Origin of the sequence: Enterobacter cloacae complex sp. 677-3DZ2D5B, from assembly GCF_004136695.1 — a bacterium.
GTDB lineage: Bacteria > Pseudomonadota > Gammaproteobacteria > Enterobacterales > Enterobacteriaceae > Enterobacter > Enterobacter hormaechei_C.
In genome coordinates this window covers 106,191-131,036 of record NZ_QFLS01000011.1, presented here as the reverse complement: position 1 = coordinate 131,036, position 24,846 = coordinate 106,191, and the positions used below count along the sequence as shown (strand labels likewise).

28 protein-coding genes are annotated in these 24,846 nt (G+C 56.4%); 16 read left to right on the top strand and 12 right to left on the bottom strand.

The window, feature by feature from the left end:
- Nucleotides 1-2 precede the first annotated feature (2 nt).
- From nrdE to DD597_RS18245, 4 genes are all read right to left on the bottom strand, one after another.
- On the bottom strand, nucleotides 3-2,147 hold the full coding sequence (nrdE, locus tag DD597_RS18260) for a class 1b ribonucleoside-diphosphate reductase subunit alpha (protein WP_129256490.1): 2,145 nt from the start codon (nucleotides 2,145-2,147) through the stop codon (nucleotides 3-5).
- Nucleotides 2,120-2,530 (bottom strand): class Ib ribonucleoside-diphosphate reductase assembly flavoprotein NrdI, encoded by a 411-nt coding sequence (gene nrdI, locus DD597_RS18255; protein WP_003862188.1) that lies wholly within the window; start codon nucleotides 2,528-2,530, stop codon nucleotides 2,120-2,122. Before nrdI ends, nrdE begins: the two co-directional genes overlap by 28 nt.
- Entirely contained in the window at nucleotides 2,527-2,766 is a 240-nt protein-coding gene (gene nrdH / locus DD597_RS18250; RefSeq protein WP_017382770.1) for a glutaredoxin-like protein NrdH, read from the bottom strand. Before nrdH ends, nrdI begins: the two co-directional genes overlap by 4 nt.
- Nucleotides 2,767-3,009: 243 nt before the next feature.
- Complete coding sequence (locus DD597_RS18245; RefSeq protein ID WP_017382769.1) at nucleotides 3,010-3,336, bottom strand: DUF883 domain-containing protein; 327 nt, start codon at nucleotides 3,334-3,336, stop codon at nucleotides 3,010-3,012.
- Nucleotides 3,337-3,494: 158 nt separating this feature from the next.
- On the opposite strand from DD597_RS18245, the gene DD597_RS18240 reads away from it, so the two are divergent.
- Complete coding sequence (locus tag DD597_RS18240) at nucleotides 3,495-3,839, top strand: DUF2002 family protein (protein WP_006811693.1); 345 nt, start codon at nucleotides 3,495-3,497, stop codon at nucleotides 3,837-3,839.
- 32 nt (nucleotides 3,840-3,871) lie between these two features.
- On the opposite strand, the gene alaE is transcribed toward DD597_RS18240, so the two are convergent.
- Nucleotides 3,872-4,321 carry an L-alanine exporter AlaE gene (gene alaE, locus DD597_RS18235; RefSeq protein WP_129256489.1) on the bottom strand — a complete coding sequence of 150 codons (450 nt, stop codon included), beginning with the start codon at nucleotides 4,319-4,321 and terminating at the stop codon, nucleotides 3,872-3,874.
- Nucleotides 4,322-4,817: 496 nt separating this feature from the next.
- Between alaE and stpA the strand changes: the two genes are divergently transcribed.
- On the top strand, nucleotides 4,818-5,222 hold the full coding sequence (stpA, locus tag DD597_RS18230) for a DNA-binding protein StpA (protein ID WP_129256488.1): 405 nt from the start codon (nucleotides 4,818-4,820) through the stop codon (nucleotides 5,220-5,222).
- 37 nt (nucleotides 5,223-5,259) lie between these two features.
- Here the strand turns inward: stpA and DD597_RS18225 are convergent, their stop codons facing one another.
- Both DD597_RS18225 and DD597_RS18220 read right to left on the bottom strand, forming a co-directional pair.
- Nucleotides 5,260-5,439 carry a hypothetical protein gene (locus tag DD597_RS18225; protein ID WP_003862199.1) on the bottom strand — a complete coding sequence of 60 codons (180 nt, stop codon included), beginning with the start codon at nucleotides 5,437-5,439 and terminating at the stop codon, nucleotides 5,260-5,262.
- Between the two features lie 82 nt (nucleotides 5,440-5,521).
- Nucleotides 5,522-6,040 carry a rhodanese family protein gene (locus DD597_RS18220; protein WP_032609995.1) on the bottom strand — a complete coding sequence of 173 codons (519 nt, stop codon included), beginning with the start codon at nucleotides 6,038-6,040 and terminating at the stop codon, nucleotides 5,522-5,524.
- Between the two features lie 179 nt (nucleotides 6,041-6,219).
- Between DD597_RS18220 and DD597_RS18215 the strand changes: the two genes are divergently transcribed.
- Nucleotides 6,220-6,378 carry a YqaE/Pmp3 family membrane protein gene (locus DD597_RS18215; RefSeq protein ID WP_003862203.1) on the top strand — a complete coding sequence of 53 codons (159 nt, stop codon included), beginning with the start codon at nucleotides 6,220-6,222 and terminating at the stop codon, nucleotides 6,376-6,378.
- Here the strand turns inward: DD597_RS18215 and DD597_RS18210 are convergent.
- The gene (locus tag DD597_RS18210; protein ID WP_015571650.1) at nucleotides 6,375-7,304 is read right to left on the bottom strand and encodes a LysR substrate-binding domain-containing protein; all 930 of its coding nucleotides are present in this window, start codon (nucleotides 7,302-7,304) and stop codon (nucleotides 6,375-6,377) included. The two genes, DD597_RS18215 and DD597_RS18210, sit on opposite strands and share 4 nt — an antisense overlap.
- Nucleotides 7,305-7,624: 320 nt before the next feature.
- On the opposite strand from DD597_RS18210, the gene DD597_RS18205 reads away from it, so the two are divergent.
- The 6 genes from DD597_RS18205 (at nucleotide 7,625) to DD597_RS18180 (ending at nucleotide 15,221) form a co-directional block, all read left to right on the top strand.
- Nucleotides 7,625-8,230: an ankyrin repeat domain-containing protein gene (locus tag DD597_RS18205; RefSeq protein WP_023323649.1), complete on the top strand. Its 606-nt coding sequence runs from the start codon at nucleotides 7,625-7,627 to the stop codon at nucleotides 8,228-8,230.
- A gap of 108 nt (nucleotides 8,231-8,338) precedes the next feature.
- Nucleotides 8,339-9,880, top strand: coding sequence for an acyl-CoA synthetase FdrA (gene fdrA, locus DD597_RS18200; protein ID WP_058647816.1), 1,542 nt, complete (start codon nucleotides 8,339-8,341; stop codon nucleotides 9,878-9,880).
- Nucleotides 9,880-11,295 carry a DUF1116 domain-containing protein gene (locus tag DD597_RS18195; protein ID WP_181014331.1) on the top strand — a complete coding sequence of 472 codons (1,416 nt, stop codon included), beginning with the start codon at nucleotides 9,880-9,882 and terminating at the stop codon, nucleotides 11,293-11,295. The genes fdrA and DD597_RS18195 overlap by 1 nt, the downstream gene beginning before the upstream one ends.
- A gap of 11 nt (nucleotides 11,296-11,306) precedes the next feature.
- Nucleotides 11,307-12,887 (top strand): hypothetical protein, encoded by a 1,581-nt coding sequence (locus tag DD597_RS18190; RefSeq protein WP_022651712.1) that lies wholly within the window; start codon nucleotides 11,307-11,309, stop codon nucleotides 12,885-12,887.
- Nucleotides 12,884-13,840 carry a carbamate kinase family protein gene (locus tag DD597_RS18185; protein ID WP_022651711.1) on the top strand — a complete coding sequence of 319 codons (957 nt, stop codon included), beginning with the start codon at nucleotides 12,884-12,886 and terminating at the stop codon, nucleotides 13,838-13,840. Before DD597_RS18190 ends, DD597_RS18185 begins: the two co-directional genes overlap by 4 nt.
- Before the next feature lies 1 nt (nucleotide 13,841).
- Nucleotides 13,842-15,221: an amidohydrolase family protein gene (locus tag DD597_RS18180; RefSeq protein ID WP_129256487.1), complete on the top strand. Its 1,380-nt coding sequence runs from the start codon at nucleotides 13,842-13,844 to the stop codon at nucleotides 15,219-15,221.
- A gap of 18 nt (nucleotides 15,222-15,239) precedes the next feature.
- On the opposite strand, the gene DD597_RS18175 is transcribed toward DD597_RS18180, so the two are convergent.
- Complete coding sequence (locus DD597_RS18175) at nucleotides 15,240-16,160, bottom strand: LysR substrate-binding domain-containing protein (RefSeq protein WP_003862214.1); 921 nt, start codon at nucleotides 16,158-16,160, stop codon at nucleotides 15,240-15,242.
- Nucleotides 16,161-16,375: 215 nt separating this feature from the next.
- Here DD597_RS18175 and DD597_RS18170 point away from each other — a divergent pair, with 215 nt between their 5' ends.
- The 5 genes from DD597_RS18170 (at nucleotide 16,376) to DD597_RS18150 (ending at nucleotide 21,155) form a co-directional block, all read left to right on the top strand.
- Nucleotides 16,376-17,707, top strand: coding sequence for an MFS transporter (locus DD597_RS18170; RefSeq protein ID WP_126525002.1), 1,332 nt, complete (start codon nucleotides 16,376-16,378; stop codon nucleotides 17,705-17,707).
- 36 nt (nucleotides 17,708-17,743) lie between these two features.
- Nucleotides 17,744-18,493, top strand: coding sequence for an SDR family NAD(P)-dependent oxidoreductase (locus DD597_RS18165; protein ID WP_003862216.1), 750 nt, complete (start codon nucleotides 17,744-17,746; stop codon nucleotides 18,491-18,493).
- A 12-nt stretch (nucleotides 18,494-18,505) separates the two neighbouring features.
- Nucleotides 18,506-19,351 (top strand): transketolase, encoded by an 846-nt coding sequence (locus DD597_RS18160; RefSeq protein ID WP_022651707.1) that lies wholly within the window; start codon nucleotides 18,506-18,508, stop codon nucleotides 19,349-19,351.
- The gene (locus DD597_RS18155; protein ID WP_045346167.1) at nucleotides 19,351-20,349 is read left to right on the top strand and encodes a transketolase family protein; all 999 of its coding nucleotides are present in this window, start codon (nucleotides 19,351-19,353) and stop codon (nucleotides 20,347-20,349) included. The genes DD597_RS18160 and DD597_RS18155 overlap by 1 nt, the downstream gene beginning before the upstream one ends.
- Nucleotides 20,350-20,423: 74 nt before the next feature.
- A complete protein-coding gene (locus DD597_RS18150; protein ID WP_023314697.1) occupies nucleotides 20,424-21,155 on the top strand; it encodes a bifunctional 2-polyprenyl-6-hydroxyphenol methylase/3-demethylubiquinol 3-O-methyltransferase UbiG in 732 nt (243 codons plus the stop codon).
- On the opposite strand, the gene DD597_RS18145 is transcribed toward DD597_RS18150, so the two are convergent.
- Nucleotides 21,152-21,754 (bottom strand): short chain dehydrogenase, encoded by a 603-nt coding sequence (locus DD597_RS18145; protein WP_023314696.1) that lies wholly within the window; start codon nucleotides 21,752-21,754, stop codon nucleotides 21,152-21,154. The two genes, DD597_RS18150 and DD597_RS18145, sit on opposite strands and share 4 nt — an antisense overlap.
- Before the next feature lie 97 nt (nucleotides 21,755-21,851).
- On the opposite strand from DD597_RS18145, the gene DD597_RS18140 reads away from it, so the two are divergent.
- Nucleotides 21,852-22,739 carry a LysR substrate-binding domain-containing protein gene (locus DD597_RS18140; protein ID WP_048241982.1) on the top strand — a complete coding sequence of 296 codons (888 nt, stop codon included), beginning with the start codon at nucleotides 21,852-21,854 and terminating at the stop codon, nucleotides 22,737-22,739.
- A 20-nt stretch (nucleotides 22,740-22,759) separates the two neighbouring features.
- The gene (locus tag DD597_RS18135; RefSeq protein WP_022651702.1) at nucleotides 22,760-23,941 is read left to right on the top strand and encodes a PLP-dependent aminotransferase family protein; all 1,182 of its coding nucleotides are present in this window, start codon (nucleotides 22,760-22,762) and stop codon (nucleotides 23,939-23,941) included.
- 75 nt (nucleotides 23,942-24,016) lie between these two features.
- Here DD597_RS18135 and DD597_RS18130 read toward each other — a convergent pair whose 3' ends face one another.
- The gene (locus tag DD597_RS18130) at nucleotides 24,017-24,364 is read right to left on the bottom strand and encodes a HigA family addiction module antitoxin (RefSeq protein ID WP_022651701.1); all 348 of its coding nucleotides are present in this window, start codon (nucleotides 24,362-24,364) and stop codon (nucleotides 24,017-24,019) included.
- Between the two features lie 10 nt (nucleotides 24,365-24,374).
- Complete coding sequence (locus DD597_RS18125; protein ID WP_032627934.1) at nucleotides 24,375-24,674, bottom strand: type II toxin-antitoxin system RelE/ParE family toxin; 300 nt, start codon at nucleotides 24,672-24,674, stop codon at nucleotides 24,375-24,377.
- Nucleotides 24,675-24,846: the final 172 nt, after the last annotated feature.

The following is a 24,846-nucleotide window of genomic DNA, read 5'->3' as shown; positions in this document are numbered from 1 at the left end:
CCTTACAGCGCGCAGGACACGCAGCCTTCAATTTCGGTGCCTTCCAGCGCGAGCTGGCGCAGGCGAATGTAGTACAGCGTTTTGATGCCTTTCTTCCAGGCGTAGATCTGCGCTTTGTTGATATCCCGCGTGGTGGCGGTGTCCGGGAAGAAGAGCGTCAGCGACAGCCCCTGATCCACATGTTTAGTCGCCTCGGCGTAGGTATCAATGATCTTTTCCGGGCCAATTTCATAGGCGTCCTGGTACAGAGCCAGATTCTCATTGGTCATAAACGGGGCAGGGTAGTAGACGCGCCCGGTTTTGCCTTCCTTACGGATTTCAATCTTCGACACGATGGGGTGGATGCTCGACGTGGCGTGATTGATATAGGAAATGGAGCCGGTTGGCGGCACCGCCTGAAGGTTCTGGTTATAAATGCCGTAGCGCATCACCTCTTCACGCAGCTGTTGCCACATCTCACGCGTCGGCAGGGTGATGCCAGCGCGGGCAAACAGCGCGCGTACTTTTTCGGTTTTCGGCTGCCAGTCGCCTTCCAGATACTGGCTGAAATACTCTCCGCTGGCGTAGCGGGACTGCTCAAAGCCTGCGAACCGCTGGTGGCGTTCGCGCGCCAGCATCATCGAGGTATGCACCGCATGCCAGGTGACGGTGTAGAAATAAAGGTTGGTGAAATCCAGCCCTTCGGGGCTGCCGTAGGCGATGCCCTCCCGCGCCAGATAGCCGTGCAGGTTCATCTGCCCAAGGCCGATGGCATGCGACGCGGCGTTGCCCGCTTCAATAGACGGTACGCTGCGGATGTGGCTCATGTCTGATACCGCCGTCAGTCCGCGAATGGCGGTCTCTACCGTGCGGCCAAAATCGGGAGAGTCCATGGTGTGGGCAATATTCAGCGACCCGAGGTTACAGGAGATATCCTTGCCCACGTCCGCGTAGTCGAGGTTCTCGTCGTAGCTGGACGCGCTGTTGACCTGCAAAATCTCCGAGCACAGATTGCTCATGTTGATGCGCCCGCCAATCGGGTTGGCGCGGTTCACCGTATCCTCGTACATGATGTACGGATAACCGGATTCAAACTGAATTTCAGCCAGCGTCTGGAAGAAATCCCGGGCGTTGATGGTTTTTTTACGAATGCGATCGTCGGCCACCAGCTCGTCGTACAGCTCGCTTATCGCCACGTCGCCAAAGGCTTTGCCGTAAATCCGCTCAACATCATACGGTGAGAAGAGCGCCATGTCGGCATTCTCTTTAGCCAGCTTAAACGTGATATCCGGGATCACCACGCCGAGCGACAGGGTTTTAATGCGGATCTTTTCATCGGCGTTTTCACGTTTGGTATCCAGAAAACGCAGAATGTCCGGGTGGTGCGCGTGCAGATAAACCGCACCCGCGCCCTGACGCGCGCCAAGCTGGTTGGCGTACGAAAAGGCATCTTCCAGCATCTTCATCACCGGGATGACGCCGGAGGACTGATTTTCGATGCGCTTAATCGGCGCGCCCGCTTCCCGCAGGTTCGAAAGCAGAAATGCCACACCGCCGCCGCGTTTCGAAAGCTGTAGCGCCGAATTTACCGCACGGCCAATCGACTCCATATTGTCTTCAATACGCAGCAGGAAGCAGGAGACCAGCTCGCCGCGCTGGGCTTTCCCGCAGTTAAGGAACGTTGGCGTGGCGGGCTGGAAGCGGCCGGAGAGGATCTCCTCCGTGAGACTTTCGGCCAGCACTTCATCGCCCTGCGCCAGCGTCAGCGCCACCATCACCACCCGATCTTCAAAGCTTTCTAAATAGCATTTGCCGTCAAAGGTTTTCAGGGTGTAGCTGGTGTAATACTTCCACGCGCCGAGAAACGTCTGGAAGCGAAAACCGCTGGCGTGCGCCCGTTCAAACAATGCCACCACGAAGGCGCGGTCGTAGCGGGTCAGGACACGCTCTTCGTAATAACCCTCTTTTACCAGCCAGTCGAGACGTTCCTGCTGGCTGCCAAAAACGATGCTGTTCGGGCGCACATGAGCGGCAAAAAAGGCGTCCACCGCCTCACGATCTTTATCAAACTGAATGCGCCCCTCCCGGTCATAGAGGTTTAGCATGGCGTTTAATGCGTGGTAATCCGGCGTTGCCTGAATCACGCGCTCTGCGGTTGTCGTTGCCAAAATTCGTTCACTCCTTTACGCACGTTCTCTACGTCCTGCTGTGTCCCCATCAGTTCAAAACGATAGAGATACGGCACGCCGCATTTTTGAGAGATGACATCCCCGGCGCGGGCAAAGGCCTCGCCGAAGTTGCGATTGCCTGCGGCGATCACGCCGCGAATAAGCTGTCGGTTATGGGGATCGTTCAGAAAGCGGATCACCTGACGAGGCACAGCCCCTGCGGTGCCGCCACCGCCATAGCTGGGCACCACCAGAATGTAGGGTTCGTCTACCTGAATACGCTCCCGCTCGTTCAGCGGAATGCGTATCGCGGGCAGCCCGAGACGCTCCATAAACCGAAGCGTGTTTTCCGAGCTGCTGGAAAAGTAGACCAGCGTGCTCATGCACTGACGCCCTGAGCGGCAAGGCGGTTGATCATGTCCGGACGGAAGCCAGACCAGCTGGTGTCGCCGGCAACCACAACCGGAAGCTGACGGAAACCCTGCGCCCGCAGGGTGTCTGCCGCGTCGGGCACCTGATCAATATTGACCATCTCAAATGCCACGCCGCGGCTCTCCATCGCCCGTTTCGTGGCGTGGCACTGAACACAATCGTTACGAGTGTAAATAATAATGCTCATGATTCGCATTTCCATTTAGAATGAGAGGACGGCGCGAGTAAACGCGTCATATTGTGTGTGTCTTACTAAAGGGAATACTAGATGTAGTTTATATAAGTTTCAACCACACAAGATATGGGAAATTCAGATTAATAAGGCCCCGATGATGAGCCTGGCGGGGCAGGGCGGGCTGTACGGTTTTTTCAGGTTGTCAGGCAAAGAAAAGCCCCGGCGCCTGAGGCTACCGGGGCTAAGAACGCGCGCTTACTTACGCAGACTAAGCAGGGCGCCGACAAAAATCCCGACCGCCGCGACCGTTCCCAGCGTACAAAGCGGTTTTTCACGTACGAAGGTGGTGGCGCAGCTGGCCATGTCGCAGGCCGCCTGAGTGGTACGTGAGCGGCCGTTCATCCTTGCCCGCGTTTCACGCAGCAGAGACTGAGCCTTACGTTTCGCGGCATCTGCTTCGTCCTTCGCGTCAGAGCCCCAGGATTTCAATACGGCTTCCAGCGTGTCCGCTAATTGGCTGACATCGTTACGAATATCCTGTGTGTCGTCATTAATATCGTTTCGGTTCGGTCTGTTAAACATACGATCCTCCATAATTTGTGTTCCCGTTAAGTTTAGTCCAGAAATGTAATATCTGAAGCGAGTCACGGCTTATCGGGCAGTTTATGGAATATTCTGAAAGCCCTGCTAATGCTGAATACTGTAAGGTTGCCGGGCAGGAATGATAATGAGGAAAAGATATGTATTTACGACCCGATGAGGTGGCGCGCGTTCTTGAAAAAGAAGGGTTCACCATGGATGAGGTAACATCAAAAGCGTACGGATATCGCCGTGGTGAGAATTATGTTTACGTCAACCGTGAAGCAAGAATGGGGCGTACTGCTCTCATTATTCACCCGACACTCAAAGACAGAAGCCTGTCATTTGCTGAGCCCGCCTCGGATATTAAAACCTGCGATCATTATCAGCAATTTCCGCTCTATTTAGGCGGCGAGACGCATGAACATTATGGTATTCCGCACGGTTTCAGCTCGCGTATGGCGCTGGAGCGATTCCTGAAAGGGCTGTTTGGCGACGTACAATAACTCTGCGACTGGCATGAGCCAGTCGCCTTACCTTACGCTTTTGCCTGGCTATAAGGGCTGACTTTGAACAGGCGGCGGCAGTAGTCAAGAAAGTAACCGTACACCGCACCCATCAGCATGGATACCACGATATTTGAACTTACCGCAGCGGCGATTTGATGCCAGTCTGCGGCCACCGTCAGCAAAATAAACACATACACCGGGGACTGGAACGTCACGTAAGCCAGCACGTCCGCCAGGTTTTTTACCCAACCCGCCGGGCTAATACGCCGGGCTAAACGCATCACTGCATCGCGGTACAGGCCGTACGGCCAGGCGATCATGATATTCACCGGAATGGCCACCAGGCGCGACGAGAGAGATTGCTCAAAGGACATTCCCGACAGGAAAATTTCAATCAGCATATTCACGACGGAACAGTAAACGACCATCGCGAACGTATCCGCTACCGCATGGCGCAGGCGAGACTGCGGTGAGAACATGTCTGAACTCCTCGAACAGGACAAAAAAGTGGCGTTTTACCTGCAGCCTTTAGTGCTTTAGGTTGGTTTGTTTTGAGTGTATAGCGTATCTCTCTGGCTTTTAACTAACAAGTAGTGATTAATTTTTATTTACTGGCGCTTTAGCCATAAAATTCTCTAAAATTGTGCGTTTTTTGCGCGCTTCGTTATTTTCTCTCCTCGTGCCTATTTTAGTGAAATATATCAATGAATTAGATTATCTATGCGCGTGTGAAACCTTTGTTGTGTGGGATTTTGGAGGCGGCTTTTTGAACGGTTTAAAACAGGGTTTTTTGGCCTGGGGAAGGGCGGTATATTACGCTTTAAAACAGACATATATTTCAGGGTTATATTTACGGGATATTCTAAAACATTTACAATAATGTCAAAACGTCAGGGTGGGTAGATATCAGAACCAAAATCAATTATTCTGTTGCATGATTTATGTTATACACACGAAGAAAGGTTTTTCATTATTATGGCTTTAACGTTACAGAATCTTAATAATATTCGTACCCTCCGGGCGCTGGCACGTGAATTATCCATGGATGTTCTGGAAGAAGTGCTGGAAAAATTCCGGATTGTCACTGAAGAAAAACGCAGCGAGCAGGCTGAATTAGAGCGTCAACGCGCTGAACAGCAGGATAAAATTAATGCTCTGCTGGAACTGATGAAAGCTGACGGTATTTCTCCGAGCGATCTGTTAGGCAGTGACCTGGCGCAGGCGGGTCAGCCGACGAAAAAACGTAAAGCGCGTGTGGCGAAATATCGTTTTATTGACGCGAACGGTGAAGAAAAAACCTGGACCGGTCAGGGACGTACGCCAAAGCCAATTGCGACCGCACTGGCAAACGGTAAATCGCTGGACGATTTCCTGATCTGATGATTATTCGGGCGGTGTATTCCGCCCGATTATTGACTTAGCAGACGCCAAAGTCACCTTCTTCGGAGTACAGAACTACGTCCGCCGCTTTCAGGTGATATTTCTCGCCCTGCTCATCGCTGGCCTGCACGGCCACAATGTTTTCACCATTCACTTCGAGCACTTTCAGTTTCGGACCGCCCTGACGCGGTTGGACATAATCACCGACAGAAAACATAGCACCTCCTCATCATTGTCATGATCTTCACCATAGCCCACGTCCGGGACGGGGTACAGCCTAATCTTTCAGATACTCCTTATCAGGTACGTCGGTTCCACGGCATCACTTTCAGAAGTCGCGCCATACCGCAAAAACCTGTCACTCCGGCGAACAGCAGCCCGGCGCCCACAAAACCGCTCAGCAGGAAAAAACCGCTGGAGACGCTGTAACCCAACACCACGCCGCAGAGGATCAGCAGCCCGGCAGCGATCTGCACCTGACGCATCAGCGGAAGCGGCTGCGATCGATCTTCAACGGTCAGCAGCCCGGCCTGTTTCCAGCCCTGAATGCCTCCCTCAACCACACAGGCGTTCGCAGGGGATGCTGCCTGCGCCAGACGAGCAGCATTGTTTGAGGTTCGTGCGCCGGACTGACAGTGGAAAATCACCGTTTCTCCCGGCGCCGCGTTAAGCCCGCCGGGTAACGAATCCAGCGGAATAGAGTGCGCCGCCGGAATATGCTCGCGGGCATACTCGTCGGGGTCGCGAATATCGATAAGTTTGGCGCCTTCAGCAATAAGCGCGTTTGCCTGCTGCGGCGAAATAAGAGGAAGAGACATTATGTTTCCTTACGGTCAATTTCAGAACAGTAGAGCATTTAAGGCCGGGTTTAAGCCAGTGTAAAGAGGGTAAAGGCAGGTAAAAGCGCGAGAGATGAATGGCAGTTACCCTTAAACTGGCTACGCTTAGAGAAGTGTCTTTTATAATTTTCAATTGGTTAGCTTGCACGGAGTTATTTATGGGTTTTTGGCGCGTTGTTTTTACGATTATTCTCCCGCCGCTGGGCGTGCTGCTTGGCAAGGGGCTGGGCTGGGCGTTTATTCTGAATATCCTTCTGACCATCCTGGGCTACTTCCCCGGTCTTATCCACGCATTTTGGGTTCAGACGAAGAGCTAGGTACGCCACAGTAAGTCACTGTAGATCCGGGTCAGCACGCCTTCGGGGCCAAATTGCTGTTTTATCCAGCGCGTGACCTGACCGGTCGCCGCATGCTGCGTGGCGAGCAGCATGCGCGAATCCTGGCGCGGATTATTGATTCGCCGCGTTACCAGCAGCCCATCCTCCACCGCCTCACGCGTCATGTATTCCGGTAAAAATCCAATACCTTCCCCCAGGATCTGACACTGGCATTTCGTGTTGAAGTCCGGCACCAGAATCGCCTCCTGACCGTGAAGCAGCCAGCCCACCTTCTTATTGATGGTATGCGCGGTATCCTCGACCATGATATTGGGATACAGACGCAGCTGACTTTCGGAGATGGGCTCCGGGGCGAACGCCAGCGGATGCGTGGGCGCGATGGCAAATACCCAGCGGATCGCGCCTATCTCGGTATAATCAATGCCGCCGCCGTCCAGCAGCGTATCCGGCGCGCCAATGGCGATATTGGCCTGATTATTAATGATGGAATCCCAGACGCCGTTATACACCTCGGTCGTCACCGTGATCTGGCAGGTGGGAAACTGTTTTTTCAGCACCTGGAGCAAACGCGCGGTATGGCGTGGCGTATACAAAAGCTGATTTATGCAGATGCGCACCCGCGTCTCAATGCCCTGAGAAATGGTATCAATCCCGCGCTTGATGGCATGAAAGTCATTCAGCAGGTCGGTCGCTTTACGATAAAAATAAAAACCGGATTCGGTCAGCTCAATGCTGCGCGTGTTGCGTACAAACAGCACCACGTCCAGGCCGGTCTCCATGCGTTTGATGGTGTAACTGATGGCCGAGGTGGTTACGCCCAGCTCGGCAGCCGCTTTGCTAAAACTGCCAAAACGTGCCGCGGTGGTGAAGGCCAGCAAATTCTCTTCGGTAAAGATGGAATTCATATTATGGCTCCTGGTGACCATCAGTTTTGAACATATTTTAACACTGGCGTTACATCATAGTTGATGTTGGTCACAGTTCTGTATTTTTACGTAGGGCCGCGCTGTGTAAGGCTTTTTCAGCCATAAGGATAATGCAGCCTGAAGTGTGTAAAAGCGGTAAAACATAAGAAAAAGGTTGCACAGACGCACGTTTCTGCCGGACCGTTGAATTTAACTCAACAATGAATTGCGTGTCGATGAATGATTTTTAAGCGGATTCTTTTATGACCAGGCTGTTGCTATTCTCAGGCCATCAGAAGTGAAACATAGGGAGTCTGAATATGTCTGCAACTGCACTGGTTACAGAATTTCTGCTGGCGGCAGAAGAGGGCAATATCGACGCGCTAAAAGCCTGCCTGGAAAAAGGCGTGGATATTAACGTAACCAACCGCCAGAAAAGAACCGCCATTATTATTGCCAGCCTGAAAAAGCATTACGCCTGTGTGGAATTTTTAATTGCCGCCGGGGCGGATATTGATAAACAGGACCAGACCTGTTTTAACCCCTTCCTGATCAGCTGCCTGACCAATGATTTAACCCTGCTGCGCATTCTCCTTCCGGCGGATCCGGATCTCGACCGTCTGACGCGCTTTGGTGGCGTGGGCATTACCCCTGCCAGTGAAAAAGGGCACGTTGAAATCGTGCGTGAGCTGCTGGAAAAAACCGACATCAATGTCAACCACACCAATTTTGTCGGCTGGACGCCGCTGCTGGAGGCCATCGTATTAAACGACGGCGGCGCAAAGCAGCAGGAAATTGTGAAGCTGCTGCTGGATCACGGCGCGAACCCGCACATGACCGATAAATACGGCAAAACCCCGCTCGAACTGGCACGGGAAAAAGGCTTCAACGCGATCGCAGACCTGCTGCTGGCGGCAGGCGCGTAGCGCATTCGGTCAGCCTTCACCTGGCTGGCCGTTACTGAAAAAACGCATTGTTACCGACGTGCATTTAGCACGACGGCGGCCCCCTTTTATCTTAAACAGGTGAAAATAATGCCAACCAAAATCGTCATAAAAAAGAATACGTATTTCGATTCGGTTTCCTTAATGTCGGTTTCCACCAAAGCCAATAAATTGCCGGGCGTCGAGCAGGCGTTTGTGGCGATGGCGACGGAAATGAACAAAGGCGTATTAAAAAACCTCGGGCTATTAACGCCGGAATTAGCGGACGCGAAAAATGGCGACCTGATGATCGTGATTAAAGGCGACGCGGCAAATGATGAAACCCTGGCCGCCATTGAAGCGCTGTTCACGCGTAAAGAGCGCACGGGCTCCCATGAAGCACGCTACGCGTCGATTGCCAGCGCCAAAACCCATCGTCCGGACAGCAACCTGGCGGTGATTTCCGTCAACGGCACCTTCGCCGCCCGGGAAGCGCGTCAGGCGCTGGAAAACGATCTTAACGTGATGCTGTTCTCCGATAACGTATCGCTCGACGACGAGCTGGCGCTGAAGCAGCTGGCGCATGAAAAGGGTCTGCTGATGATGGGGCCAGACTGCGGCACCGCCATTATCAACGGCGCGGGGCTGTGCTTCGCCAACGCGGTGCGTCGCGGGACGATTGGCATCGTTGGCGCCTCCGGTACCGGCAGCCAGGAGCTGAGCGTGCGCATTCATGAGTTCGGCGGCGGCGTGTCGCAGTTGATCGGCACCGGCGGACGCGATCTTAGCGAGAAGATCGGCGGCCTGATGATGCTCGACGCCATCGACATGCTGGAGGCGGACGACGCTACTCGGGTGATAGCGCTCATCTCCAAACCGCCAGCACCCGCGGTGGCTGAGAAGGTGCTGGCCCGGGCACGCGCCTGCCGCAAGCCTGTAGTTGTGTGCTTCCTGGGCCGCAACGAACCGCCTGCCGATGAAGACGGTTTGCAGTTTGCTCGTGGCACCAAAGAGGCGGCCCTGAAAGCGGTGCTGCTTACCGGCATTAAAAAAGACGACCTGGATTTACATCCGCTCAACTGGCCGCTGATCGAAGAGGTACGCACCCGCCTGACGTCGCAACAGAAGTACATTCGCGGCCTGTTCTGCGGCGGCACCCTGTGCGACGAAGCGATGTTTGCCGCGCTGGAGAAGTTTGACGATGTTTACAGCAACATCCAGCCGGACCCGGCCAGGCGTCTGAAAGATATCAGCGTTAGCCAGGCCCACACCTTCCTTGATTTCGGTGACGATGATTTCACCAACGGCAAGCCACACCCAATGATCGACCCGACCAACCGCATCAGCCGCCTGCTACAGGAGGCGCGCGATCCGCAGGTGGGCGTCATCGTGATGGACTTCGTGCTGGGCTTTGGCGCGCACGACGATCCGGTGGGGGTGATGATCGAGGCGATCAAAGAGGCACAGGCGATCGCGAACGCCGACAACCGTCCGCTGGAAATTCTCGGCTACGTGCTCGGCACCGATCAGGATCCGCAGTCGCTGGCGCAGCAGTGCCAGCTGCTGACCGACGCAGGCGTCATCTGGGCCAGCAGCAGCACCAACACCGGATTACTGGCACGCGAATTTGTCTGCAAAGGGGAGAAAGCATAATGACCACTTTATTCAACCAGCCGCTAAACGTCATTAACGTCGGCATTGCGATGTTCAGCGACGACCTCAAAAAGCAGCACGTTCCCGTGACCCAGCTCGACTGGACGCCGCCGGGGCAGGGCAATATGCAGGTTGTTGAAGCGCTCGACCAGCTGGCGGAAAAACCGCTGGCGGAGAAAATTGCCGCCGCGAACAAAATTGCCCTGGAGCGGATTATTCAGTCCCATCCGGTGCTGGTGGGCTATGACCAGGCCATCAACGTGGTGCCGGGCATGACCCGCACGACCATTCTGCACGCCGGTCCGCCAGTTACCTGGGAAAACATGTGCGGAGCGATGAAAGGCGCGGTTACCGGCGCGCTGGTGTTTGAAGGGCTGGCGACGGATCTGGAGGACGCCGCAAGGCTGGCGGCGTCAGGCGACATCACCTTCTCGCCGTGCCACGAGCACGACTGTGTGGGCTCTATGGCGGGCGTCACCTCCGCGTCGATGTTTATGCACATCGTTGAGAACAAAACTTACGGCAACCGCGCCTTCACCAACCTCAGCGAGCAGATGGCGAAGATCCTGCGCATGGGGGCTAACGACCAGAGCGTGATCGAGCGCCTGAACTGGATGCGCGACGTGCTCGGCCCGATGCTGCGCGACGCCATGAACATTATCGGCGAAATCGACCTGCGCCTGATGCTGGCCCAGGCGCTGCACATGGGCGACGAGTGCCACAATCGCAACAACGCGGGCACCACGCTGCTTATTCAGGCGCTGACGCCGGGGCTGATCCAGGCGGGCTATCCGGTGACGCAGCAGCGTGAAGTGTTCGAGTTTGTCGCCAGCAGCGACTATTTCTCCGGTCCGACGTGGATGGCGATGTGTAAGGCCGCGCTGGATGCTGCCCACGGCATTGAGTGCAGCACCGTCGTCACCACCATGGCGCGCAACGGCTACGAGTTCGGCCTGCGCGTTTCTGGCCTGCCGGGGCAGTGGTTCACCGGCCCGGCGCAGCAGGTGATTGGCCCGATGTTCGCGGGCTACAAGCCGGAAGACTCCGGACTGGATATTGGCGACAGCGCCATCACCGAAACCTACGGCATCGGCGGCTTTGCGATGGCGACGGCCCCGGCAATCGTGGCGCTGGTGGGCGGCACGGTGGAGGAAGCCATCGACTTCTCCCGTCAGATGCGCGAAATCACCCTTGGCGAAAACCCGAACGTCACCATTCCGCTGCTCTCCTTTATGGGGATCCCGACCGCCATCGACATCACGAAGGTCGCGGGCAGCGGCATTCTGCCGGTCATCAATACCGCCATTGCCCATAAGGACGCGGGCATCGGCATGATAGGGGCGGGCATCGTTCACCCGCCGTTTAGCTGTTTTGAAAAGGCGCTGTTGACCTTCCGCGATCGCTACTTTTTATAAGGCATGCATCCATGAAAAACATGAAACTGGAGTGGAAAAGAGGTGACTGGGCAGCTTATTTCGGGTTGATGACCAACAACCTGACCAATTTGCTGACCATGATGGGGTTGCTCATTTTTGTCGTCGGCATCCCGAAGGAGATTGTTTATGGACGCATCGCGCCAGCCTTCGGGCTGGCGGTGCTGGTGGCGAGTCTTTGCTATACGTGGTTTGGCCTGCAAATGGCGCGCGCTACCGGACGAACGGACGTCACCGCGTTGCCGTCCGGCCCGAGCGCGCCGTCGATTTTTACCGTGACCTTCCTGGTCTTAATGCCGGTTTACCAGCAAACCGGCGATGCGGATTTCGCGATTCAGATTGGCCTGGTGTGGTGCTTTGTGGAAGCGATGATCCTCGCGGGCGGTTCCTTCCTGGGGGAAACCATCCGCAAGATGATCCCCCGCACCGTGCTGCTGTCGTGCCTGTCCGGTCTTGGCTTGCTGCTGCTGGCGATGAACCCGATGTTGCAGGCGTTCGAAGCGCCGACCGTGTCGTTTATCGTCCTGCTGCTGATCTTCATTAACTGGTTCGGTAAAAAGCCGATTTTCGCCCGTATCCCGACCGGCCTGCTGCTGTTAATTGCCGGTACTCTACTTGCGTGGATCTCCGGCCTGCAAAGCCCGGATGCCATTAAAGCGTCCATGTCATCCTTCGGCTTTAACCCGCCGGAAGTGCACGTGGACAGCTTTATGCAGGGGCTGCCGCACGCGCTGCCGTATCTGGCGTCCGCCGTACCGCTGGGGCTGGCGAACTACATCTTTGACCTGGAGAACATCGAAAGCGCCCACGCGGCAGGGGATGAATACCCGACCCGCAAGGTAATGCTGGCGAACGGTCTGGCCTCGATGCTCGGCTGCCTGATGGGCAATCCGTTCCCGGTCACGGTCTACGTCGGCCATCCTGGCTGGAAAGCGATGGGCGCCAGCATCGGCTACACCCTGGCGTCCGGCGTGACCATGTTCATCGTGCCGCTGTTCGGGCTGGGGGCCTTTATGCTCGCCATCATACCGATGACCGCCATCGTGCCGATTCTGGTGTTTATCGGCGTCGTCACCGCCAACCAGGTGGTGAGGGAAACCCCGAAAGTGGAGGTGCCCGTCATCTTCATCTGCCTGTTCCCGTGGATCGCCAACTGGGCGCTGACCATGATGAACAGCGTGATGAGCGCCGCGGGGACCAGCGCGGCGAAAATCGGCACCGACGTGCTGCACAGCAAGGGGATCTACTACGAAGGCCTGATGCATCTCGGCAACGGCGCGCCGCTCGCCAGCATGCTCTGGGGCTGTATCGCCATCTTCGCCATTATCAACAAACCGCTGCGCGGGGCCGTCGCCGCCGCAGGAGGCGCGCTGCTGGCGCTGTTTGGCGTGATCCACGCCCCGGTGGTGGGCTTTGCCGAGGGCAGTTCCCTGATGTTTGTCACGGCCTACCTGATGATGGGCGGGATGTTTGTGGTGAAGCATGTGCTGGATACCTCTGTTAATCCCCCTCTCCCTGTGGGAGAGGGCCGGGGTGAGGGCACCAGAACGCACCTTCTAAAGGAAACAAAATGAAAGAGCTTATGGTCGTCGCCATCGGCGGCAACAGCATTATCAAAGACAACGCCAGCCAGTCGATTGAGCATCAGGCGCAGGCGGTCAAAGCGGTGGCTGAGTCGGTGCTCGAAATGCTGGCCTCGGACTATGACATCGTGCTCACCCATGGCAATGGCCCGCAGGTGGGGCTGGATCTGCGCCGCGCCGAAATCGCCCACGAGCGGGAAGGGCTGCCGCTGACCCCGCTGGCAAACTGCGTGGCGGATACCCAGGGCGGCATCGGCTACCTGATCCAGCAGGCGCTCAACAACCGCCTGGCGGCGCGTGGCGAGCAAAAGGCGGTCACGGTCGTCACCCAGGTGGAGGTGGATAAAAACGATCCCGGCTTTACGCACCCGACAAAACCGATCGGCGCGTTCTTCAGCGAGGCGCAGCGCGACGAGCTACAGCTCGCGCACCCGGACTGGCATTTTGTCGAGGATTCAGGCCGGGGCTATCGCCGCGTGGTGGCCTCGCCCCAGCCGCGGCGCATCGTCGAGGCGGATGCGATTAAGGCGCTAACGCAGAAAGGTTTTGTGGTCATCGGCGCGGGCGGTGGAGGCATTCCCGTGGTGCGCAGTGAACAGGGCGATTACCAGAGCGTGGATGCGGTTATCGATAAAGATCTCTCCACCGCGCTGCTGGCGCGCGAGATCCGCGCCGACGTGCTGGTGATCACCACCGGCGTGGAGAAAGTGTGCGTGAACTTCGGCAAGCCGAACCAGCAGGCGCTGGATACCGTCAACGTGGCGCAGATGACGCGCTACATGGATGAAGGCCACTTCCCGGCAGGTAGCATGTTGCCAAAAATCGTCGCTTCGCTGGAATTTTTACGCCATGGCGGCAGGCGCGTAATCATCACCTCGCCGGACTGCCTGCCCGCAGCGCTGCGCGGTGAAACGGGTACCCATATTATTAATGAAGGAAGATAAGATGAGTGAGAATAAAAGCCGCCGCGAGTTTATCAGCCAGAGCGGCAAAATGGTTACTGCCTGCGCGCTGTTTGGCGCCACGGGTTCCGTCGCGTATGCTGCCGATTCTGTAAAGGCAACCTGCGAGACGGGTAAACCGATGAACATCACCGCAAAACATTACTATCTCGACAACGTGCTGCTGGAAGCCGGGTTTAACTACGACGGCAGCGTGGCGACAAGCACCCGCACCGAGCTGAAAACGCTGGAGATCAAAGACGGGAAAATCGTCGCCCTGCGCGATAACGGCAGCCACGCCGACGCGACCCTGCCGCACTACGACGCGGGTAAAAAGCTGATGCTTCCGGCGATGCGCGACATGCACATTCACCTGGATAAAACCTTCTACGGCGGCCCGTGGCGCTCCCTGAACCGTCCGGCGGGCACCACCATTCAGGACATGATCCGCCTGGAGCAGAAGCTGCTGCCGGAGTTACAGCCCTACACGCAAGAACGCGCCGAAAAGCTGATCGACCTGATCCAGTCCAAAGGGTCCACCATCGCCCGCAGCCACTGCAACATAGAGCCGGTTTCCGGCCTGAAAAACCTGGAAAATTTGCAGGCGGTACTGGCGCGCCGGGGCGCAGGCTTTGACTGCGAAATCGTTGCCTTCCCGCAGCACGGCCTGCTGCTGTCGAATTCTGAAAAGCTGATGCGCGAGGCGATGCAGGCGGGGGCGCATTATGTGGGCGGGCTGGACCCAACCAGCGTCGACGGCGCGATGGAGAAATCGCTACATACCATGTTCCAGATTGCGCTGGATTACGACAAAGGGGTGGATATTCACCTGCATGAAACCAGCCCGGCGGGCGTGGCGGCGGTGAACTACATGGTAGAAACCGTGGAGAAAACGCCGGCGCTGAAGGGGAAGCTGACCATCAGCCACGCCTTCGCGCTGGCCACGCTTAACGAACAGCAGGTGGATGAGATCGCCACCCGCATGGCGGCACAGCAGGTAACCATCGCCTCGACCGTGCCGATTGGCACCCTGCACATGCCGCTGAAGCAGTTACGTGATAAAGGCGTGTTTGTCATGACCGGTACCGACAGCGTGATCGACCACTGGTCGCCGTACGGTCTGGGGGACATGCTGGAGAAAGCCAACCTCTACGCCCAGCTCTATATTCGCCCGAACGAGCAGACGCTTTCGCGGGCGCTGGGCATCGCCACCGGCGACGTGCTGCCGCTGAACGACAAAGGTGAGCGCGTGTGGCCTAAAGCGCAGGACGACGCCAGCTTTGTGCTGGTTGACGCCTCCTGTTCCGCCGAGGCGGTGGCGCGCATTTCTCCGCGCACCGCGACGTTCCACAAGGGGAATCTGGTCTGGGGCACGGTCGCCTGACGCCACGTTGGGGTATCGCTACAGGTGATACCCCGACAATCGCAACTCACGGTCAATCCACTCGACGAACTGCTGGATCTTCCACGCGCGTTCGTTCATGTGCGGCATCACCAGATGGTGCGCGTTGATGGCGATACCCATTTCATCAGGCAGCACCTGCACCAGCGAGCCATCCTTCAGGTGATCGGTAGCCATCATTTTGCTCTCCAGAATAAACCCAAGCCCCATGCGCGCCGCTTCAAAGCTCATGTAGGAGCGGTCGAAGCTGAGGCTGAAATTAAGCCAGGGCCTGTCGATATTGTGCCAGGCGAACCATTTCTCCCAGTTCACCAGAGTGCTGGTGGACGAGATAAGCGACTGTTGCAGCAGATCGGCGGGCGTGCTGATGGGATGCTCTTCTGCATAGTCCGGCGAGGCCAATACCACCAGCGTGTCGTTTTTAATGGTCATCACCCGGTAGGCGTCCCAGTCCGGAATACCGTGACGGATATCAATGTCGATATTATCTCTGGCGAACTGTAGGTTCTCATAGGAGCAGGTGAGATTGATGGTGATATCAGGATATTCGGCGCGGAATCTGCCCAGACGGCGCAACAGCCAGGACAGCCCGAAGGTGGGGGAAGAGTGCACGCGAAGCACAGCATTGTCTTTTTCTTTCACGATTTGATCGGTGGCGCGCCCGATGGCGCTCATCGCCGCCGAGACCTCCCGCAGATATTGTTCTCCCGTCGGGGTGAGTTGAACCCCTTTGCCGCTGCGGATAAATAATTTCTTGCCCAGCCACGATTCCAGCGACGCGATCTGGTGGCTTACCGCCGAAGGCGTGACGTTGAGCTGTTCCGCCGCCTGATGGATGCTCAGGGCGTTAGCAACGGCGATAAACGCCTGCAAATTTCTGAGCGAGGGCAGCGATAACGTCTGGCGATCCTGCGCGGACATGGCCTACTCCTTACACGATAATTGATAAAAAACATAACATTGAGACTGCGAGCGGGCAATTTTATCCCGATGTTATTTTTTTGAGCTGTATCGCGAATCAAATTTATCTCAGCAATAAATGAGCTTTATTGAATGGCGTTTCATGGGTAAGCCGATATATTGACGTTGAACGCAATAATAAAACGACTCACGGTGTTCGAATAATGAGGTAAGTTATGTCTCGTATAGAACAAGCTGTCCCCTACATAAAGACTAAAAAAACCAATTACCGTTTCGTTGTGCTGGCATTAATTTTTATTGTTTATGCCATTAACTATGCTGACCGAACAAATATTGGTGCAGTACTGCCGTTTATCATTGACGAATTTCATATCAATAATTTCGAAGCCGGTGCCATCGCCAGCATGTTTTTTTTGGGATACGCCCTGAGCCAAATTCCTGCGGGCTTTTTTATTGCCAAAAAGGGAATTCGCGGCATGGTGGCACTGTCGATATTCGGCTTCTCTGCCTTTACCTGGCTGATGGGCACCGCAACCTCAGTTCTGGGCCTGAAGTGTATCCGCCTGGGGCTGGGGTTAACAGAGGGGCCGTGCCCGGTCGGGCTGGCCTCCACCATCAATAACTGGTTTCCGCCAAAGGAGAAGGCCACGGCCACGGGCGTCTACATCGCCGCCACCATGTTCGCGCCCATCCTCGTGCCGCCGCTGGCAGTGTGGATCGCCATGACCTGGGGCTGGCGCTGGGTCTTCTTCTCCTTTGCGATCCCCGGCCTGGTCATTGCCGTCCTGTGGTATCTGCTGGTACGCACCAGGCCGTCCGAGAGCGCATTCGTCTCGAAAGCGGAGCTGGAGACCATTACCGCCGGTCAGGAGACGCCGGACGCCAGACGGGAAAACATCGTGATTTCACCAGGCTTTGCACGCCTCGACCGGCTGATCCGCGTGCGGGAATTAGCCCCGGTAAGCACGGTGAAAGGGCTGTTTACCTCGAAGAATATTCTCGGCGACTGCCTGGCCTATTTTATGATGGTCAGCGTGCTGTACGGACTGTTGACGTGGATCCCGCTCTATCTGGTGAAAGAGAAAGGCTTTACGTTTATGAGCATGGGGCTGGTCGCCAGCATGCCGTGCATCGGTGGATTTATCGGTGCGATTTTTGGCGGCTACGTCTCCGACAAACTGCTCGGCCGCCGACGTAAACCGACCATGATGTTTACCGCCATCAGCACCGTTTTAATGATGGTTATTATGCTGAATATTCCGCAAAGCACCGTCGCGGTTTGCGTCGGGTTATTTTTTGTCGGCCTCTGTCTGAATATCGGCTGGCCCGCTTTTACGGCTTATGGAATGGCTGTTGCGGACAGTAAAACCTATCCGATTGCCGCGTCCATTATCAATAGCGGCGGTAATCTCGGCGGATTTGTTTCCCCGATGCTGGCAGGTTATCTGCTGGATAAAACAGGTAGTTTTAATACCGTGTTTATTTATTTCGGTATTTGCGCAGCCATTGGCTTAATAATGATTATGCTGCTGGAAGAGCCGAAATAAAACATTAAATCTCTCTTGTCCTAATGGAGTAAATGTATGCTACTGAAAAATAAAGTCGCCGTTATTACCGGCGCGGCTTCCGTACGCGGTTTGGGTTTCGCTACGGCGAAATTATATGCTGAACAGGGTGCGAAAGTGGTGATTATCGATTTAAACGCTGAAGCCAGCCGGGCTGCCGCCGCGAGCCTTGGCGACGAACATCTGGGCCTTGCGGCGAACGTCAGCAATGAATTACAGGTTAATGCCGCCATTGAGCAGGTGCTGGGGAAATACGGGCGCATCGATATTCTGGTGAATAACGCCGGCATAACTCAGCCGATCAAGCTGATGGATATCAAACGCGAAAATTACGATGCGGTGCTTGACGTCAGCCTGCGCGGCACGCTGCTAATGTCCCAGGCGGTTATTCCCACTATGCGCGCGCAAAAGTCGGGCAGCATCGTCTGCATTTCATCGGTATCGGCCCAGCGCGGCGGCGGCATCTTTGGCGGCCCACACTACAGCGCTGCAAAAGCGGGTGTGCTGGGGCTGGCAAAAGCCATGGCGCGTGAGCTGGGGCCCGACAATGTGCGCGTAAACTGCATCACGCCGGGTCTTATCCAGACGGACATTACCGCAGGCAAGCTGAGCGATGAGATGAAAACGTCCATTCTGGCGGGCATTCCGCTTAACCGCCTCGGAGACGCGCAGGATATTGCCCGCGCCGCGCTGTTCCTCGGCAGCGACCTCTCTTCTTACTCCACCGGTATCACGCTCGACGTGAACGGCGGGATGCTGATCCATTAAGGAGATACGACGATGACGGATACCACAGTTCAACAGGTTGCCGCCGCGGCCTGGCGCATTCGCCGCTACGCGCTGCGCATGGGCGAAGTGCAGGGGCAGGGCTACATCGGGCAGGCGCTGGGCTATGCCGATGTGCTGGCCACCGCGTTTGCCCACGGGATGAACCTTAAGCCGGGCGAGCCGGAGTGGGAGGGGCGTGACCGTTTTTTGCTCTCTCACGGCCACTACGCCATTGCCTGTTACGCCGCCCTGATTGAAGCGGGGATCGTTCCTGAAGAGGAGCTGGAGACCTACGGCGCGGACGACAGCCGCCTGCCGATGTCCGGCATGGCAACCTACACGCCGGGCATGGAGATCTCCGGCGGTTCGCTGGGGCAGGGCTTAAGCATTGGCGTTGGCATGGCGCTGGGGCTGAAGCGCAAGCAGAGCGCGGCATGGGTCGTTAACTCCATGTCGGACGGCGAGCTGGACGAAGGGTCAACCTGGGAAGCTGCGATGTCGGCGGCACATCACGGCCTGTCGAACCTGATCGTGCTGGTGGACATTAACCGCCAGCAGGCGGATGGCAACTCGCACGCGATCCTCGGCTTTGAGCCGCTGGAAGATAAATGGACCTCCTTCGGCTGGTACGTGCAGCGCGTCAACGGCAACGATGTCCCTTCACTGGTAACGGCGTTTGATAACGCCAAACGCTACCCGGAAAACCAGCCGCGCGTCATTTTGTGCGACACGCTGATGGGCAAGGGCGTGCCGTTCCTCGAAAAGCGTGACAAGAACCATTTTATTCGCGTGGATGCTGACGAGTGGCAAAAGGCACTCGCCGTGCTGGATGCCAACAAACCTGAAGGAGTGCTGTAATGAGCCAGACCACGGAGAAAAAACCGCGTTTAACCACGTCGGCGATGATTGCCTCTATCGCGGAAGAGGGCCAGGAGACGCGAGCCGCACCGTTCGGTCACGCGCTGGTGAAGCTGGCGGAACAGCGACCGGAGATCGTCGGCATGACGGCGGATCTGTCGAAGTACACCGATCTGCATATTTTCGCTCAGGCCTACCCGGAACGCTTCTTTCAGATGGGCATGGCCGAGCAGTTGTTAATGGGGGCCGCGGGCGGCATGGCGAAAGAGGGTTTTATTCCTTTCGCCACCACCTATGCCGTCTTCGCCACCCGCCGCGCCTACGATTTTATCCATCAGGTGATTGCTGAAGAGCACCTGAACGTGAAGATCTGCGCGGCGCTGCCGGGGCTAACCACCGGTTACGGGCCGAGCCACCAGGCGACGGAAGATATTGCGATTATGCGCGGTATTCCGGGCATGACGATTATCGATCCCTGTGACGCAATCGACACCGAACAGGCGGTGCCGGCGATGGCAGCGCACGATGGCCCTGTCTATATGCGCCTGCTGCGCGGCAAGGTGCCGGTGGTGCTGGACCAGTACAACTACCAGTTTAAGATTGGCAAAGCTGCGCTGCTGGAAGAGGGGAACGATGTCCTGATCGTCGCCTCAGGCCTGATGACCATGCGTGCGCTGGAGGCGGCGAAGCAGCTGCGTAAGGATAACGTCAGCGTGGCGGTGCTGCACTCGCCCACCATTAAGCCGCTGGACGAAGAGACGATCCTGGCGCAGGCTGCGAAGCCGGGACGGCTGGTCATCGTGGCGGAAAACCACAGCAGCGTAGGCGGGTTGTGCGAAGCCGTCGCGTCGCTGTTGATGCGCAACCGCGTGAACGTGGATTTCGATACCGTCGCGCTGCCGGACGCGTTCCTTGATGCGGGCGCGTTGCCCACCCTCCATGACCGCTACGGGATCTCAACCACAGCCATGGTGGAGAAAATCCGGCGCAGGCTGTGATTTATAAGACGGATACGTTGTCAACGGGCGAGGGGTGCTTTACCCTCGCCACTGTTGCGATAAAGGAGTCCGTTATGGCGCAAAACATCTACGACAACCCGGCATTTTTTGAAGGCTATGCCCAGCTTCCGCGCTCGGTTCAGGGCCTGAACGGCGCGCCGGAGTGGCCCGCGCTCAAGGCAATGCTGCCAGATTTAACCGGTAAAGCGGTTGTCGATCTCGGCTGCGGCTACGGATGGTTCTGTCGCGCAGCGCGCGAGCTGGGCGCGTCTGACGTCACGGGTGTTGATATTTCAGAAAAAATGCTCGCCCGCGCGGCTGAACTGACTGATGACAATCGGATTCACTATCAGCGTAGCGATCTGGAATCTCTGGCGCTGAAAGCGAATAGCCTCGATCTGGTCTACAGCTCGCTGGCGCTACACTACCTGCCGGAGCTGGACACGCTATTCGCCAGGGTTCAGCGCGCGCTAAAACCCGGTGGCAGCCTGGTCTTCTCGATGGAGCACCCGATTTATACCTGCGCCACCCGTCAGGGCTGGCTCACCGACGACAACGGTGAGCGGTTCTGGGGCGTGAACCATTATCAGGACGAAAGCCAGCGCGTCAGCAACTGGCTGGCGGACGGGGTGATTAAATACCACCGCACGCTGGGCACCACGCTTAACGCACTGATCAAAGCGGGGTTAACGATAAGCGAAGTCAATGAGTGGGGACCAACGCAGACGCAGGTTGACGCCTGGCCCGCGCTGGCCGAAGAGGCGGAACGCCCGATGCTGGTGCTGATCGCCGCCCGTAAGGCTTAATAGCCGACTTTATATACCCGCCCGCTCTGTACCCCTTCCACGCTGCGGCGGTAGGCCTGCGCAACGGTCGCAGCGGGAACGCTTTCAAAGCCCGGGAAGAAGCCATCATATGCTTCGACGGATTCCGTCAGCACCGTCGGGCTGATCAGGTTAATGCGGATCCCGCGCGGCAGTTCACAGGCCGCGGCGCGCACAAACCCTTCCAGCGCCGCATTCACCGTGGTGGCATTGACGCCCTGAGCAATCGGCTCGTGAGCCACAATGCCGCTTATCAGCGTAATCGAACCACCTTCGTTCAGGTAGTGCTGGCCGGTCAGCGCCAGACGAATCTGCCCCAGCAGCTTATCCTGTAAGCCCCGGTTGAACTCGCCGTCGGTCATGGTTGCGAGCGGGCCGAAGTGTACCCCACCGCTGGCGGAGACAATCGCATCCACCGGGCCGATCTTTTCGAACAGCGCCTGTACGCTCGCCTGCGAGGTGATATCCACCTGATGGTCGCCCTGCGTGCGACCCACGCTGATCACCTCGTGACGACGGCTTAGCTCATCTGTCACAGCACGACCGACCGTACCGCTGGCACCAATAATGACGATTTTCATAGCAGACTCCTTATGTTGTGAGCCTTCATTCTTTAATAAATAAAAATTCAGATAAACTGGGTTGATGTTAGAAGATTGCTAACCAGAGGTTCGGAATATGGATAAGCTTCGCGGCATGGAGACGTTCATCACGGTGGTGGAAAGCGGCAGCTTTACCGGCGCGGCGGCCCGGCTGGAGATGTCGGCGGTGATGGTCGGGAAGTATATTACGCAGCTGGAATCGCAGCTCGGTACGCGGCTGCTGGAGCGCAACACCCGTCGCCAGAGCCTGACCGACGCCGGACGCGTTTATTTCGAAGAGGCCAGGCGCGTGCTGGAGCAGGTCTCGATTGCTGAAAACGCGGTTGAGCGCCTGCGAGCCACACCCGCCGGCACCCTGCGCGTGACAGCGCCCACCTCGTTTGGCGGCTGCGTTATCGCGCCTCTGACGGCCACGTTTTTGCAGCGTTACCCGGAAGTGCGCATCGAACTGGATCTCACCAACCGAATGGTTGATCTGGTCGAGGAAGGGGTCGATCTGGCCATTCGTATCGGTGAGATCCGTAATGAGGACCTGGTGGCGAAATATCTGTGTCCCTACAACATGACGATCTGCGCCGCGCCGGATTATCTGGCGCGTCACGGTACGCCGCAAACGCCAGCCGATCTGGTGGATCACCTGTGCCTGTCGCACACGGTATGGACGGCGCGTAACGAGTGGCGGCTGCCGGGTGTGGAAGGCGAAGTGCGCTGGAAGCGTGATGCCGTCTTACGATGCAATGACGGCTACGGCTTACGCATGGCGGCGCGAGCCGGGGCGGGACTTCTGCTGCAACCGGAAGTGCTGGTGGCGGAAGAGCTGGCGAGCGGCAGGCTGGTTCGGGTTCTGGAAGCGTTTACGCCCGCGCCGAGGCCGGTGCATTTACTGTGGCGCCAGGATTTGCGGCCGCTGCCTAAGCTAACGGAATTTATTGCCCATATTCTGCTAAGATTGGGCACAATATAAAAAAAGAAGGTAAGTAAAGAATGTCTGCAAACAAACTCGCCAGCAGCGCGCAGGGCCTGCAATCCTCTGCCATCCGTGAATTATTAAAACATAGCAAAATGGCAGGCGTGATTTCGCTGGGTGGCGGTATTCCAAATCCGGACCTGTTCGATCATGAAGGTTTAAAAATCGCCGCTGATGCCGTGCTGTCTCAGCATTTTGGCGAAGCATTCCAGTACGGTCTGACGGAAGGCGTCCCGGGGCTGCGCGAAGAGATCCAACGCATCTCTGAAGGTCGCGGCATCGCCTGTAAAGCCGATGATGTGGTCATTACTTCCGGCTCGCAACAGTCGCTTGACGTGCTGGCGCGGGCGTTAATCAACCCGGGCGATACGGTCGTCGTGGAGCGGCCTACCTACCTCGCCGCGTTGCAGGTCTTTGGCCTGGCGCAGGCGAAATTTGAATCCGTCGGTACCGACGGCGACGGCATGAAAGTGGATGAACTAGAAGCGCTGGTGGCAACTAAAACCATCAAAGCGGTTTATATCGTGCCAACCTTTGGTAACCCGGGCGGCGTGACGCTCTCCGAAGCGCGTCGTAAACAGCTGGTGGAATTATCGAAGCGCTATGACTTCGTGATTATCGAAGACGACCCGTACAGCGAGATCAACTACACCGACGAAGCGTTCCGCCCGCTGATTGCTCATGCCAAAGATATCGGCAATGAGGATAACGTGGTGTACACCTCCACCTTCTCTAAAATCCTCGCGCCGGGCACCCGCGTGGGCTGGGTGCTGGTGCCGGAGTGGCTAAAGCGCGCGGTAGTGAACCTCAAGCAAACCACCGATCTGCACACCAGCACGCTGTCGCAGCTGATGACGTACGAATATCTGAAAACCGGTCGTCTGGCGAATCAGATTAAAATGATCCGCGAAGCCTACCGCCAGAAATACCAGACCTTTGCCAGTGGACTGGAAGCGGAGCTGGGCGATGTGATGTCGTTCCACAAGCCAAAGGGCGGCATGTTCCTGTGGGCGAAAATGAATAACGGCATCAATACGACGAAATGGCTGGAAAAAACGTTGAGCAACGGCGTCGTGTTTGTGCCGGGTGAGTTCTTCTACTGCAACGAGCCGGACCACACCACGCTGCGCATGTCTTTCGTTACCCCAACGGATGAGCAGCTTAAAGAAGCGGTTCGACGCCTGAGAATTTCCCTGTAACCGGATGCGCATAATGGCAGATGCCGTTATGCGCCGTTCCCGTGTCGGGTAAGCGTATTGCGTGGCGCGAGCGGATCAGGCAACGTCCGGCTTGCCGGATTTTCGCTTCGCCATGACTTCCGCAACGGTTTTTATCCGGCTTAACTCCTCCTGCGTGCGGGAGTTAGATTGCGCTTCCCAGATATCAACGTTTAGCTGTAAGTTCAGCCAAAATTCAATAGTGGTATTAAAGGCTTTTGCCAGTTTGATCGCCATATCGGCAGTAAGTTTGCGATTGTTATTGACCAACGCGCTTACGGTATTGCGGTGTACATTTAGCATCTCTGCCAGATCGTTGATTTTCAGATTGAGCGGTTCAAGATACTCATACTGCAACACCTCGCCCGGCGTGGTGGGTTTGCGGAGTGCCTGTTGAAGTGTCATAGGTGATGCCTCACTTGTGTTGCGTGTACTTGTGTGGAGAGAGATAGAGATCGTCTGCTTTTCCCTCTGACCAGCGAAATACAAGCCTGTATTGTCTGTTTAACCGGATAGAGGAGTATCCCTTCAACGGAGGACTCAATGCTTCATACATATTGCCCGGTGGCGATCGTAAATCCAGGTGCGACATAGCCGCATTGATGATGTCGAGCTTTCTTGCAAGCGCTGTTTCCAGATTCAAAGGAATAACATTGCTCGATCTCCCGTAGAGAAAAAAATCCTCAAGCCATTGATCCCGAAAATGATTAATCATAATGCTGGTAAGCTCCAGTCCTTGAAGCTGAGTGGATAGTAATGCACTCCTGCACTGTGCGCAAGTGCGTTTTGTCTGCGAGTAATATTACCCTGGTCATGGCTGAAGGGAAGTGTGATGCATGACTAAAGGTTAATTCTTCGAGGCGGATTCCACGTCTTGCGTGCGGATT

Coding starts and splice junctions, on each gene's coding strand:
- DD597_RS18215 (WP_003862203.1), top strand. CDS start 6,220: ATGGGTTTTTGGCGCGTTGTTTTTACGATTATTCTCCCGCCGCTGGGC.
- DD597_RS18165 (WP_003862216.1), top strand. CDS start 17,744: ATGCTACTGAAAAATAAAGTCGCCGTTATTACCGGCGCGGCTTCCGTA.
- DD597_RS18185 (WP_022651711.1), top strand. CDS start 12,884: ATGAAAGAGCTTATGGTCGTCGCCATCGGCGGCAACAGCATTATCAAA.
- DD597_RS18145 (WP_023314696.1), bottom strand. CDS start 21,754: ATGAAAATCGTCATTATTGGTGCCAGCGGTACGGTCGGTCGTGCTGTG.
- DD597_RS18155 (WP_045346167.1), top strand. CDS start 19,351: ATGAGCCAGACCACGGAGAAAAAACCGCGTTTAACCACGTCGGCGATG.
- nrdI (WP_003862188.1), bottom strand. CDS start 2,530: ATGAGCACGCTGGTCTACTTTTCCAGCAGCTCGGAAAACACGCTTCGG.
- DD597_RS18140 (WP_048241982.1), top strand. CDS start 21,852: ATGGATAAGCTTCGCGGCATGGAGACGTTCATCACGGTGGTGGAAAGC.
- DD597_RS18135 (WP_022651702.1), top strand. CDS start 22,760: ATGTCTGCAAACAAACTCGCCAGCAGCGCGCAGGGCCTGCAATCCTCT.
- DD597_RS18225 (WP_003862199.1), bottom strand. CDS start 5,439: ATGTTTTCTGTCGGTGATTATGTCCAACCGCGTCAGGGCGGTCCGAAA.
- DD597_RS18220 (WP_032609995.1), bottom strand. CDS start 6,040: ATGTCTCTTCCTCTTATTTCGCCGCAGCAGGCAAACGCGCTTATTGCT.
- DD597_RS18195 (WP_181014331.1), top strand. CDS start 9,880: ATGACCACTTTATTCAACCAGCCGCTAAACGTCATTAACGTCGGCATT.
- alaE (WP_129256489.1), bottom strand. CDS start 4,321: ATGTTCTCACCGCAGTCTCGCCTGCGCCATGCGGTAGCGGATACGTTC.
- stpA (WP_129256488.1), top strand. CDS start 4,818: ATGGCTTTAACGTTACAGAATCTTAATAATATTCGTACCCTCCGGGCG.
- DD597_RS18150 (WP_023314697.1), top strand. CDS start 20,424: ATGGCGCAAAACATCTACGACAACCCGGCATTTTTTGAAGGCTATGCC.
- DD597_RS18160 (WP_022651707.1), top strand. CDS start 18,506: ATGACGGATACCACAGTTCAACAGGTTGCCGCCGCGGCCTGGCGCATT.
- DD597_RS18125 (WP_032627934.1), bottom strand. CDS start 24,674: ATGATTAATCATTTTCGGGATCAATGGCTTGAGGATTTTTTTCTCTAC.
- DD597_RS18130 (WP_022651701.1), bottom strand. CDS start 24,364: ATGACACTTCAACAGGCACTCCGCAAACCCACCACGCCGGGCGAGGTG.
- DD597_RS18180 (WP_129256487.1), top strand. CDS start 13,842: ATGAGTGAGAATAAAAGCCGCCGCGAGTTTATCAGCCAGAGCGGCAAA.
- fdrA (WP_058647816.1), top strand. CDS start 8,339: ATGCCAACCAAAATCGTCATAAAAAAGAATACGTATTTCGATTCGGTT.
- DD597_RS18170 (WP_126525002.1), top strand. CDS start 16,376: ATGTCTCGTATAGAACAAGCTGTCCCCTACATAAAGACTAAAAAAACC.
- DD597_RS18205 (WP_023323649.1), top strand. CDS start 7,625: ATGTCTGCAACTGCACTGGTTACAGAATTTCTGCTGGCGGCAGAAGAG.
- DD597_RS18175 (WP_003862214.1), bottom strand. CDS start 16,160: ATGTCCGCGCAGGATCGCCAGACGTTATCGCTGCCCTCGCTCAGAAAT.
- DD597_RS18245 (WP_017382769.1), bottom strand. CDS start 3,336: ATGTTTAACAGACCGAACCGAAACGATATTAATGACGACACACAGGAT.
- DD597_RS18210 (WP_015571650.1), bottom strand. CDS start 7,304: ATGAATTCCATCTTTACCGAAGAGAATTTGCTGGCCTTCACCACCGCG.
- DD597_RS18190 (WP_022651712.1), top strand. CDS start 11,307: ATGAAAAACATGAAACTGGAGTGGAAAAGAGGTGACTGGGCAGCTTAT.
- DD597_RS18240 (WP_006811693.1), top strand. CDS start 3,495: ATGTATTTACGACCCGATGAGGTGGCGCGCGTTCTTGAAAAAGAAGGG.
- nrdH (WP_017382770.1), bottom strand. CDS start 2,766: ATGAGCATTATTATTTACACTCGTAACGATTGTGTTCAGTGCCACGCC.